Raw genomic sequence first — 12658 nt, forward strand, 5'->3', positions numbered from 1 at the left:
ATGTTTTTATGTAATAAGTTTGAATCGCGACAATAAATAGGTTTTCATAATACTGAGAGTATCAGATGTTGGAGTTCCTTACCCCCACGCTCCGCGCGGGGTAAGGAATACTCCTATCATTTTGAAACGCTATTTATTACATAAAAAGCAATAAAAAAAGCCTCATAAGAGGCCGTTATTTAAAAGGAATAAAAAGACTGACCAGAGTCATAAATCTAGTTAGTATAATGGAAATCAATTACCACAATACCCTTCCTTGGCAAGACGAACATCTGACTTAGATATTACCTTTTTTCCTTCTTCCTCTGTTGATACACTTAAATCAGCGCCACCAACAAAAACGCCCATCTTTATGTACTGCCTTACGAAGTAATTTTTCCCAGATTCAGTAAAAATGAGTAAATCATTAGGGGAAAATTCCGATTCAGTAGATATTTTGTGGTTTCGGTCACCTGCTACCTGTGTGTAGAAAAAAGTTTTATCTGCTGTTTCTCCAAGACACTTACCATCAACATGAATATCTTTTTTTAGAGCCTTGCCGACAAAACTGTCTCGGTAAATATATAAACCAGATTTGCCCTTCTCTGGAGCAGAGAAACTTTTAGCTTCTACTGTTTCTTGTTCAGTTGCAAGAGGTACGCTAGCACAACCACTGAGAAGTAAAGCGCTTAAAAAAGAAACGGACAAAAGCAATCTTTTAGTATTCATCATAAAATAGAACCTTTTTATATCATTTTCCATTACATTAAAAGATAACAAACAAACCGTAACCAACCCACACCTAGCTTTTCATTACCTCCATTGTTAAATTTTATTCATTATACCAATCAATGAAGGAAAACGACCCCAAATAAATGCATAAATAGCATTGACAGCTTATCTTTGAAGCAGTTCATCTGTGCCATACAGGTAACAAGTTAATCACTGATCAAATAAATCATAGACGATTTAAAGCTCTAATGGAGCTTTATGTCACCATCTCAACTCAATTGCATTCATTTTGTTGTTAGTTCCATGTTAATCAGCACATCAAAGCCTGATAAATATTCTATGGGGTCTCATTCAGCTATGTTTTTGATTGGTAGATACGCAAATTTCTCTCTATTGAGCCTGACGTTAAACAGATAACTATCATCTTTATTACCAATGTCGTGAATTTCTCATGACGCCAAATGAATATTTGTGACTATTTCTGATTACAACAAACAAAGGATTAAATTATCTTAAAAATCAAAATATTAATTAACAAAATGTGACTGCACGTGACTGGAAATGATTAATAGTGATTAAATAAAGGCATTTCAAGTTGGAAAGCAGTGACTCAGAGCCATAATCCATTTTGCTGATGAAGTTAGGGGATGCTTTACATCCCCTGTTCAGAAAAGAAACTTTTGCACAATTAGGATTGTGAAATGCCTGTAGTTTTAAATTCGATAGTCGTTATGTACCCAGTAGCGGGAATTTTTTCATAACGCCATTTTCTCATCGCATTTCTCACTTCACGTTCAAAGACATTTTTCGGATTGGCAGAAATAATTTTAATATTCTTAACGCGGCCATTTTCATCAACATCAAATTTTACCTTTACCGTTCCCTCAGTCCTTAACTGTAGTGCTCTGGATGGGTAAACGGGATCTGGCCTGTTTAATGCTTTCGGCCCGTTTTGTACTCCCGCTTTTTCACTCATAGTATGGTGATCCGATTTCTGATCATCCAAATTCTTTGCTATCTGAGTTTCTTGATCAGAAACAGGTTTCAGCGGTTGTTCAGAAGTGTTTTCTGCCTTTTTCTCTCTTGGCTTCACTTCTTTTTTGACGATTTTTTTCTTTTCAGGTTTAGGCTTAGGCAGAGCAATTTCCGCAATAGGTTCAGGCTCCGGTTCAGGTTCTGGCTCAGGAAGGGATTCAGACACGGCAGGTTTGGAGACAGGTGCCTCTTCAGCAGCCAACTGGATCATGGCAACAGACATAGGTGTAGCTTCTGCCTGTTTTTCGAGCTTAGTGGCATGGAAAAGTGCCGCAGCAATAGAAATATGTAAACAAACGGAAAGTAGTATCGGCCAATGTATCCAACGCATAAGAGAATTCTTGCTTAACAGCATGATAGTCAGTTTTCAGATAGATATTAGTTTAAATGCAAATGACTATCATATTCAATAAAGATTCAAAAACTTCTATACCTGATTTGCATTTTTCAAGCTAAAACCTTATTGGATACACACGCTCATTCCAGTGGAATCACATGATTATTAACCATAATCTTGGCGGCTGAAAATATTTTTCTTAACGGAAAAATATTGAGTTATTAAGAAAATGCTGCACATTGATCCTAAGCAATTTCACTACATTAGCATTAAACCCACTCTACATTCTGGGTGAATAGAATCGATCTACGGCGCTTATAAGCATCTACCTTACGGAGTGCATAGATACGCAAATTACGACGTGACTGCCCTTCTAACCAGCGGCGACGGCAACGGATACTTTGACGGAGTATTCTCCAACGCCCTACTTCTCTTCTACTATGTTTCATAAATATTCCGAGTAATCTCTCATTGAATAAATAATATTATTCTTAATTGTCACGATTAGCGATGTCAACCCATTGCCAATCTACCCCATGACTCTGGCATGAGAGTACATTGTTCGACATCATCAGATTAATCACTATCATCAACCATTCATGATTTATTTATATCAATTTGCGTATATTACATACAGCCTACAAAATCAAATCGTTGTTATAATTGACTAAATAGTCATGGTATTTATCATAATTGGCGCTTTTTGGCTAAAATTGTACTCTATTCAATTAATGATATTAAGTTGATAGTTCACCCGAATTTCTAGAAACTTGCGGCAATGACTACATTAATATTTAAATAAATAGGATTGATTGCCACGTATGACAACTTTCTACTCTGTACTGAGCTGGCTGGCGATTTTTTTCTACTGGCTGATTATTGCGGGTATCACTATTCGAGTTTTGATGAAACGTCGTCCTGTGACATCAGCAATGACATGGTTACTCATTATTTACATTTTTCCATTAGTCGGGATCGTTGCTTACTTGTCATTCGGAGAATTACACCTTGGCAAACGCAGGGTTGAGCAAGCCAGACAGATGCGTTCATCTGTAGCCAAGTGGCTGGCCGAGTTAAGAAATTCCCCTCAAATTTTTGCCGATGAAAACAGTGAAGTCGCTACTCCGTTGTTTCAACTGTGTGAGCGTCGACAAAAGCTCAAAGGTGTCAAGGGTAATAAAATGCAATTAATGACATCTTATGATAACTCGCTAAAAGCGATTGTTCATGATATTGAAAACGCCAAATACAATATCGAAATGGTGTTTTATATATGGCAATCTGGGGGACTGGTTGATCAGGTCACCGATGCTCTGATGCGTGCAGCCAAACGCGGCATTAAATGTCGAATTATGGTAGATTCGGCAGGAAGCTGGCAATTTTTCCGTAGCCCTTATCCTGATATTATGCGAAAAGCAGGTATTGAATTTGTTGAATCACTCAAAGTTAATATCTTCCGTTTATTCTTGCGTCGTATGGACTTGCGCCAGCATAGAAAAATTATCCTGATCGATAATTATATTTCATACACCGGTAGCATGAATATGGTTGATCCCCGTTTTTTTAAACAAGATGCAGGGGTCGGTCAATGGGTCGATATCATGGTAAGAATGGAAGGCCCTGTTACGACAACACTAGGGATCATTTACGCTTTTGACTGGGAAATGGAAACAGGACAGCGGCATCTTCCTCCGCCCCCTGACAGTGTCACCATGCCCTTCGAACAAGCCAGTGGTCATATAGCCCAAGTTATTGCTTCCGGGCCTGGGTTCCCTGATGAATTAATCCAACAATCCCTAATGACTGCTATTTTTGCTGCCCGCAAACAGCTTATTCTTACCACTCCCTATTTTGTTCCCAGCGATGATTTAATGCACGCAATTTGCACTGCGGCTATGCGCGGTGTTGATGTCAGTATTATTGTACCAAGCCAAAATAACTCATTTCTTGTTCGTTGGGCCAGTCGCGCGTTTTTTTCTGAATTACTGGAAGCCGGTGTGAAAATTTATCAATTTGAAGATGGCTTATTACACACTAAAAGTGTCTTAGTCGATGGACAACTCAGTATGGTCGGTTCTGTCAATTTGGATATGCGCAGCTTATGGCTGAATTTTGAAATTACAGTGGTCATTGATGATGAGCACTTTGGCAATGATTTAACTCTGGTTCAACAAGACTATATTATGCGTTCAACATTGCTTGCAAACAATAAATGGGAAAAACGCCCTGTGTGGCATCGTATCCTGGAACGTATCTGTTACTTTTTCAGCCCGCTTTTATAATTCCACGAATAACAGTATTCATTCAATACAGAACATGTTTTAATTTCATCATGTGATTAATCTCGGATCTTGCACCATGGAAAACCAACCGAAAGATTCTATGCAATTAGACTTAAATAACCGAATGACTGAAGATGAAGCACTTGAAAAAGCTTACGACATCTTTTTGGAACAAGCGCTTTCTCATCTCGATCCGGCTGACAGCCTATTGTTTAATTTGCAATTTGAAGAACGAGGGGGGGTTGAATTAGTGGAACCTTCAAGGATCTGGCTTGAACATGTTGATTTTGATTTGGATCCAGACTTTTTTTCAGAAGTCATTATTGGCCTGGCTGAATCAGACGAGGCTGAAATTGATGACATCTTTGCCCGTGTCTTGCTCTGCCGGGAAAAATCTCACTCCATCTGCCATATCCTATGGAAAAAATAATCAGACATGCCTCCCCCGATCGGCCAAAATAAATGCCCTCACAGTGAGGGCATTGAATTTAATTTCGTGACAGCGTCACATTAACCTAATCTAACGGATTAGAGTGGATCAACCTTAAGGCAAGACACCGCGTGTTTAAAGCTTCCTTCAAGCAACGGACGGGTCCTGGCACATTCGGCATCAGCCATTGGACAGCGAGTGCGGAATACACATCCAGACGGGGGATCAATCGGTGAAGGCAGTTCTCCCTCCAGCAATTCAATATGCTTGTTGCGCTCTTTGTCTGGATCAGGGATTGGCACCGCCGACATAAGCGCTCTGGTATATGGATGCAACGGATTATGATAAACTTCATCGTAAGTACCCAATTCCACAGCATTTCCCAAATACATCACCAAAACACGATCTGATATGTGTTTTACTATTGATAGATCATGAGCAATAAATATCAGGGAAAGTCCCATTTCCCGCTGTAATTCCTGCAACAAGTTAACGACTTGTGCCTGAATGGAAACATCCAGCGCTGAAACAGGTTCATCACAAATAACTAATTTAGGCTCCAGAATCAAGGCGCGAGCAATGCCAATACGCTGGCATTGTCCTCCAGAGAATTCGTGTGGGTAACGGTTTATCAGGTTAGGTAACAATCCTACCCGCATCATCATCTTTTGAACTTTTTCTTTTATTTCCCCACCTTTCATTTTGGGGTAATACGTTTTTAATGGCTCCGCAATAATATCACCAATGGTCATACGTGGATTCAGTGATGCCAAAGGATCTTGAAAAATCATCTGAATATCATTGCGAATATCTCGCCATTGTTTGTCACTCATATCCAGCAAATTTTGACCAAGCCAAGTGACTGCGCCACCAGATGCTTTCACTAACCCAATGACGGCTCTGGCAAGAGTCGATTTCCCGCAGCCAGATTCTCCCACTACGCCCAGTGTCTCACCTTCATATAATCTTAAGGTAACGCCATCTACCGCCTTTAGGGTTTTTATCGGCTGCCAAAACCACTGTTTTCCATCTTTAATATCAAAATAAACTTTAAGGTCATTAACTTCCAATAAGACACGTTTTTCAGCTATTGTGCTCATACCAATTCCTCCTGGCGTTTAAAGCAGGCACGCAAGCGCCCATGGCCAAATTTTTCCAGCTGTGGTTCCTCACGAACACAATGCTCTGTGGCAAACTGACAACGCGGCTGGAATGGGCATCCCTTTGGCAAACGCAATAAATTGGGGGGATTGCCTTGAATCGTTTCCAATGATTCCTCATCACCATCCAGGCGAGGAACAGCATTTAATAACCCAATAGAGTATGGATGGGTAGGACGGTAAAATACGTCACGCGCCGTGCCATATTCCATCGTTCTTCCGGCATACATAACTAATACTTTGTCACAAATGCCAGCAACCACCCCCAAGTCATGGGTAATCATGATGATGGCAGTGTTAAACTCTTTTTTCAGTTCGTTAAGCAACGTCATAATCTGTGCCTGAACGGTTACGTCCAATGCCGTTGTCGGTTCATCGGCAATCAATAACTTAGGCTGACATAATAACGCCATAGCAATCATGACGCGTTGACGCATACCACCAGAGAATTCATGCGGATACATTTTCATGCGCTTACGTGCCTCTGGCATCTTAACGGCATCCAGCATACGGATAGATTCTTCAAAAGCCGCACTTTTACTCATACGTTTGTGCAGCATCAATACTTCAATTAATTGATCACCCACCCGCATATAAGGGTTAAGGGAAGTCATGGGATCTTGAAATATCATCGAAATCTCTTCTGCCCGCATTCGGTTCAGCTCTTTTTCTCTCAGGTTGAGAATTTCTCGCCCATTAAAGTGGGCAGAGCCACTGACCGAACCATTGCTGGCTAATAACCCCATTAATGCAAATGCTGTCTGCGATTTGCCAGAACCAGATTCACCCACGATCCCCAGTGTTTCTCCGGCCTGTAAGTCAAAATTCAATTTATTTACAGCAGTCACGTTGCCATCTGGCGTACTGAATACGACATCTAGATCTCTTACCGATAAGAGGGATTCAACATTTTTCGAAGTTTCAACGCTATTCATAGGCTCTCCTTAACGGTCTTTCGGGTCGAGGGCATCTCGCAGGCCGTCACCAATAAAGTTAAAACAAAACAAGGTCATGACCAGAAAGCCCGCCGGAAATAACAATAACCACGGAGCCACTTCCATTGAATTAGCACCATCACTTAACAAAGCGCCCCAACTACTGAGTGGCTCCTGAGTTCCCAAGCCAAGGAAACTTAAGAAGGATTCAAACAGGATCATGCTAGGTACAAGTAATGAGGCATAAACCACCACAACACCTAATACGTTTGGCACGATATGGCGCAAAACGATATGACGGGTAGAAACACCACAAACCAACGCTGCTTCGATGAATTCCTTGCGTTTTAAACTCAGTGTCTGACCACGGACAATACGTGCCATGTCCAGCCATGACACCATGCCTATTGCAACGAAAATCAACAAAATGTTTTGACCAAAGAAAGTCACTAGAAGGATAACGAAGAACATGAATGGAAAAGAGTTGAGGATTTCCAGCAAGCGCATCATGACCATGTCGATTTTACCGCCAAGATAGCCTGACATCGCACCATATAAAGTACCAAATAACACGGCAATCAAAGCGGCGGCAATCCCGACCATCAATGAAATCCGCCCACCAATGGCAACGCGCACTAACAGATCACGCCCTGAAGAATCGGTGCCAAAATAGTGTTTGGATTCAAAATCCGGCGGCATCGTCATCATGTTCCAATCAGTGTCATCGTAAGCAAATTGGGACAACATTGGAGCTAAGATCACAAATAATATAATCAAGAATAGAATACATAAGCTTGTAATCGCCGCCTTGTTATGCACAAAACGGCGACGTGCATCCTGCCACAAACTGCGGCCCTCAATTTCCAGTTGCTCAGAAAAATTTTCCAGAGCTTCGCTATTTTTTTTATTCAGTAACATTGCGCGCTCCAGTTTTAATAACGAATTTTCGGATCAATGACGGCGTATAGCACATCAACAATGGCATTAAACATAATGGTCAGGCTCCCCACCAGGATCGTCAAACTCAGTACCAGTGAGTAATCACGGTTTAATGCACCATTAACAAACAATTGTCCCAGGCCAGGTAAACCGAAAATAGTCTCAATAACCATTGAACCCGTAATAATGCCTACGAATGCAGGCCCCATGTAAGAGATAACGGGTAATAAGGCAGGTTTTAACGCATGACGGAAAATAATCTTCCGCAATGGCAAACCTTTGGCCCGTGCTGTACGAATAAAATTGGAATGCAAAACTTCTATCATGGAACCACGGGTAATACGGGATATGCTGGCAATATAAGAGAGTGAAAGTGCGACCATTGGCAAAAGCATATATTTAGGTGCCCCGCCATTCCAGCCCCCTCCCGGCAACCATTTTAATGTAATGGCGAATATCAAAACTAATAAGGGGGCGACCACGAAACTGGGGATCACGACGCCTGTCATGGCAAACCCCATTACCGTGTAATCCCATTTCGTATTCTGGTTCAATGCCGCAATAACTCCTGCACTGACACCGAATATTACCGCCATAACAAAGGCGGCAAATCCCAATTTAGCAGAAACCGGCAAAGCTTCTGCAACCAGATCATTGACACTGTAGTCTTTATATTTGAATGAAGGACCAAAATCCCCCTTAGAGAGTTGGATTAGGTAATTGAAATATTGCTTATAAATAGGATCATTTAAATGGTATTTCGCTTCAATATTTGCCATAACCTCTGGCGGTAGCTTTCTTTCTCCTGTAAATGGGCTACCCGGCGCAAGCCGCATCATAAAAAACGAAATAGTAATAAGTATAAAAAGTGTCGGGATCGCCTCTAAGCAGCGACGTAAAATAAATTTTAGCATTGCCCGTTCCTACTATTTAGCCAAACTGTGGCTTTTAATTATTTAACAAGCCGGTGATCTCGTTGGATCACCAGCTAATTCCTAATGTTTTATTATGTACAGATCTTTGGTATGGAAGTTATCTAAGGGATCTTTACCGGTATAACCACCGACATAAGGTTTTAGCAAACGAGAATTTGTATAATAATAGATAGGAATAATTGCAGAATCTTTATCCAATTGCGCATTAGCTTTAGCATAAATTTCAGCACGTTCTTCGTCGGTTTTGACTTGAAGTGATTGTTTCATTAATGCATCAAATTCTTTGCTCTTATAATAGGCTGTGTTATTGCTACTATTGGATAACATGGCGTTCAAGAAGGTAGAAGCTTCATTATAATCAGCACACCATCCTGCACGAGCAATGTCGTAGTTACCTTGATGGCGGGAGTCAAGGAAAGTTTTCCATTCCTGATTTTCAAGAGAAACATCAATACCGATATTCTTTTTCCACATAGATGCTGCGGCAATGGATAACTTTTTATGCAAATCGGAAGTATTGTACAGTAGCTTAATTTTCAAAGGATTATCTTTAGTAAATCCAGCCTCTGCCAAAAGTTTTTTCGCTTCTTCATTACGCTGCTGCTGATTTAATTTGGTATACCAGTCTGGTTTCTCATCTTTAAAATCGGCGATATAGGGTGGTGTATAACCATAGGCAGGTATATCACCCTGATTTTTCACCTTATTAGTCATAAGATCTCGATCTATACCCAGTTTCAGTGCAGTACGCACACGGGGATCATTAAATGGGGGTTTTTGGTTATTGATTTCATAATAATAAGTACATAAATACGGGTTTACACGCAACTGTTCAGGAATTTCTTTTTTTAGTTTTGAGAATAGTTCTATCGGTAAATTGTTATAAGTCATCTCAATTTCGCCAGCGCGATAGCGATTAACATCAGTGACTTCGGAAGAAATAGGCAAGACAGTGATTTGATTAATAACTGTATTCTTATTATCCCAATAGGTTGGACTACGTTCGAAAACAAGACGTTCATTGATCACCCAACTTTTCAGTTTATAAGCGCCATTACCGACAAAGTTCAGGGGTTGCGTCCATTTTTCGCCATACTTCTCTACAGTTGCACGATGGACTGGTGATGTACTTGGATGAACAAACAATCTAACTAAATAAGGTACAGGTTCGCTGAGTGTCAATTCTAACGTATGATCATCCAATGCTTTGATACCCAACGTTTCAGGTTTTTGTTTACCTCTGATGATATCGTCAACATTGAGAAGATGGGCATATTGAAGAAAACTTGCGTATGGGGACGCAGTATTTGGATCTACCAGACGACGCCAACTGTAAACAAAATCCTGTGCAGTGACAGGGTCACCATTAGACCACTTTGCATCTTTACGCAGATGGAATGTCCAAACTTTAAAATCCTTATTTTCCCAACTTTCTGCAACTCCCGGTATAATTTTACCGTCAGGATCATTGATTACCAGAGTTTCAAATAGATCACGCGCGATATTAGACTCTGGTACACCTTCGATTTTATGCGGGTCCAACGATTGTGGTTCAGAGGCATTGTTACGAACTAGCACCTGTTTTGCAGCGTCCGCAAGTTGCACGCCTGCAGGCACTTGTGCTGCAAAAGCTGGCCACCCAATCATCATACCTAACGCTACCGTAATACCAGTAGCCAGTTTTTTCTTTGTTGTGTTTATCATCTTATTCTCTCCAATTGATATCATTTGACCCATTAAAGTCATATCCACACATTGGGCTGGTTATTTTCCGTATCCAAAAGGAACTATTTTGTTTACGGTAAAACAATATCTTGTGACGATAATTAATTATTCACCTTTTTAATATACAAATTCTTTAGATCGACATAATCCATGGGATCTTTCCCTGTCATTCCCCCAACAGTCGGCCGAATAAGGCGCACACTGACTCGGTAATAAACCGGTATCAACCCTGAATCTTTATCTAGCTGAGCTTCGGCTTGCTGATAAAATGCCTTACGTGTCGCATCATCTTTGGCAGTCAGGGCCTGCTTAAGCAAGTTATCAAAAGTCTCACTTTGGTAAAAACCAGTATTGGTACTGCTACTTGACAGCAACATATTCAAGAAAGAAGAGGGTTCGTTATAATCGCCACACCATGTCGCTCTTGCGATATCGTAATTTCCTTGGTGGCGGTTCTGGAGAGAAGTTTTCCACTCTTGATTTTGCAAAGTGACTTTTGCGCCAATATTTTTCTGCCACATAGAAGCCGCAGCAATGGCTTGTTGTTTATTTTGCTCTGATGTGTTGTATAACAAAGTAAACTTAAGGGGGTGACTGGCATCAAAACCTGCCTCTTTCAACAATTCCCTTGCCCGCTGATTGCGTTGTTCCTGGGTCCAACTTGCCCATTCTGGATTAATAGTCAAACCGCCGCCAATATATGTGGGAGTATATCCATAAGCCGGAATTTGCCCCTGCGCCATAATTTTTTTCGTAATGATATCGCGATCAAGACTCAGTTTTATGGCTTCACGCACCCGTTTATCTTTAAACAGAGGGTTCTGATTATTGATTTCGTAATAAAACGTGCACAAATAAGGTGAAATTTGCAATTGTTCGGGGATATCCCGTTTCATTTTTTGGTATAGATCAGGAGGAATAGCACTATCAGTAATATCCACTTCCCCGCTACGGTAGCGGTTAACACTACTAACTTCAGAGACAATAGGCAGGAAAGTGCCTTTTTCAATGAGGGTTTCTTTATTGTTCCAATACTGAGGATTACGCGTTAAAACAATTCGCTCATTGACCACCCAATCCTTCAATGTATAAGCACCATTGCCAATATAGTTTTCCGGTAATGTCCATTTATTTCCCCATTTTTCAACCACATCTTGCCTGATAGGTTTCATCGCTGTATAGCTTAACATGTCAATCAGATAAGGAACTGGCTGGCTAAGTGTTACCTGGAAACGGTGATCATCTAACGCCTTAATCCCCAATTGTTCCGGTGATTTGATTCCTTTCAGAATATCGTCAACGTTCTGAATATAGGCATATTGCAAATAACTGGTATAAGGCGAGCCAGTATTTGGATCAGCGAGCCGGCGCCAACTATAGACAAAATCCTGCGCAGTCACAGGATTACCATCACTCCATTTGGCGTCACGACGCAAATAGAATGTCCATACCTTATAACCATCATTTTCCCATCTTTCTGCTACGCCAGGCTCAGTTTCACCATGTGGCCCAGTCGTTACCAGTCCCTCCAATAGATTGCGAATAATGACGGTTTCTGGAGCACCTTCAACTTTATGAGGATCCAATGAAGTGACTTCGACACCATTGTTAACGGTTATTTCTTGTTTTTCAGCTAAGGTAACGCCTGCTGGAAGAGTTGCAGCAATGCTCTGAGCCACAGGAAAAGATAATAAAACGATATTCGAAATCAACTGACCTAACTTTAATGTTTTTTTTCTCATATTTTTCCCTAAGTTATAAACAGTAAATGAATCGTTTTTAATTTACTAACTCAACTAATTTACTTAGTTCGTTAACAAATTATAATTAACCTACTAAAAAACCATGTCCACATAATAATTGTTATTTGATTCCTATAATAAATTTATTAAAACATTAAAATTATTCATTATCCCTGTATACAATACACTTACAAAATAAATGTAATGCAATGATAATTATCATTTTTATTCTATTATCCCCAAGCGATATCTATGGAATATTATCAAAAGAGAAAATAAACATTATTTTAACAAAAAGCAATTACGACAAAGTAAAAGCCCATCTTCATCACAAAACAACGATGCAAGCCACCGGTTAGACAAGAGTATAAAATTTCATCTCACTACATGAATAATTTGAATAAATATATAAATTATTCTTGCTATA

The 12658-nt window shown here is 40.3% G+C and carries 11 protein-coding genes; 2 read left to right on the plus strand and 9 right to left on the minus strand.

Features of this window, described 5'->3' with window-relative positions; genetic code table 11:
• Positions 1-234 precede the first annotated feature (234 nt).
• The 3 genes from AAC853_RS15355 to AAC853_RS15365 form a co-directional block, all read right to left on the minus strand.
• A complete protein-coding gene (locus tag AAC853_RS15355) occupies positions 235-711 on the minus strand; it encodes a DUF2846 domain-containing protein (protein ID WP_338882391.1) in 477 nt (158 codons plus the stop codon).
• Between the two features lie 688 nt (positions 712-1399).
• Positions 1400-2101 carry a TonB system transport protein TonB gene (gene tonB / locus AAC853_RS15360; protein ID WP_340615060.1) on the minus strand — a complete coding sequence of 234 codons (702 nt, stop codon included), beginning with the start codon at positions 2099-2101 and terminating at the stop codon, positions 1400-1402.
• A gap of 251 nt (positions 2102-2352) precedes the next feature.
• Complete coding sequence (locus tag AAC853_RS15365; RefSeq protein WP_340615061.1) at positions 2353-2532, minus strand: YciY family protein; 180 nt, start codon at positions 2530-2532, stop codon at positions 2353-2355.
• Positions 2533-2904: 372 nt separating this feature from the next.
• Here AAC853_RS15365 and cls point away from each other — a divergent pair, with 372 nt between their 5' ends.
• The gene (gene cls / locus AAC853_RS15370; protein ID WP_338882395.1) at positions 2905-4365 is read left to right on the plus strand and encodes a cardiolipin synthase; all 1461 of its coding nucleotides are present in this window, start codon (positions 2905-2907) and stop codon (positions 4363-4365) included.
• A 100-nt stretch (positions 4366-4465) separates the two neighbouring features.
• Positions 4466-4795 (plus strand): HI1450 family dsDNA-mimic protein, encoded by a 330-nt coding sequence (locus AAC853_RS15375; protein ID WP_338805395.1) that lies wholly within the window; start codon positions 4466-4468, stop codon positions 4793-4795.
• Between the two features lie 98 nt (positions 4796-4893).
• On the opposite strand, the gene oppF is transcribed toward AAC853_RS15375, so the two are convergent.
• From oppF to AAC853_RS15405, 6 genes are all read right to left on the minus strand, one after another.
• A complete protein-coding gene (oppF, locus tag AAC853_RS15380) occupies positions 4894-5895 on the minus strand; it encodes a murein tripeptide/oligopeptide ABC transporter ATP binding protein OppF (protein ID WP_340615062.1) in 1002 nt (333 codons plus the stop codon).
• The gene (gene oppD / locus AAC853_RS15385) at positions 5892-6890 is read right to left on the minus strand and encodes an ABC transporter ATP-binding protein (protein ID WP_340615063.1); all 999 of its coding nucleotides are present in this window, start codon (positions 6888-6890) and stop codon (positions 5892-5894) included. Before oppD ends, oppF begins: the two co-directional genes overlap by 4 nt.
• A gap of 9 nt (positions 6891-6899) precedes the next feature.
• On the minus strand, positions 6900-7808 hold the full coding sequence (gene oppC, locus AAC853_RS15390; protein ID WP_189758961.1) for an oligopeptide ABC transporter permease OppC: 909 nt from the start codon (positions 7806-7808) through the stop codon (positions 6900-6902).
• A gap of 14 nt (positions 7809-7822) precedes the next feature.
• A complete protein-coding gene (gene oppB / locus AAC853_RS15395; RefSeq protein ID WP_193847855.1) occupies positions 7823-8743 on the minus strand; it encodes an oligopeptide ABC transporter permease OppB in 921 nt (306 codons plus the stop codon).
• Between the two features lie 81 nt (positions 8744-8824).
• Positions 8825-10468, minus strand: coding sequence for an oligopeptide ABC transporter substrate-binding protein OppA (oppA, locus tag AAC853_RS15400; protein WP_340615064.1), 1644 nt, complete (start codon positions 10466-10468; stop codon positions 8825-8827).
• Positions 10469-10590: 122 nt separating this feature from the next.
• Positions 10591-12231: an ABC transporter substrate-binding protein gene (locus AAC853_RS15405; RefSeq protein WP_340615065.1), complete on the minus strand. Its 1641-nt coding sequence runs from the start codon at positions 12229-12231 to the stop codon at positions 10591-10593.
• Between the last annotated feature and the right edge of the window lie 427 nt (positions 12232-12658).

The organism is Xenorhabdus thailandensis, assembly GCF_037996785.1.
Classification (GTDB): domain Bacteria; phylum Pseudomonadota; class Gammaproteobacteria; order Enterobacterales; family Enterobacteriaceae; genus Xenorhabdus; species Xenorhabdus griffiniae.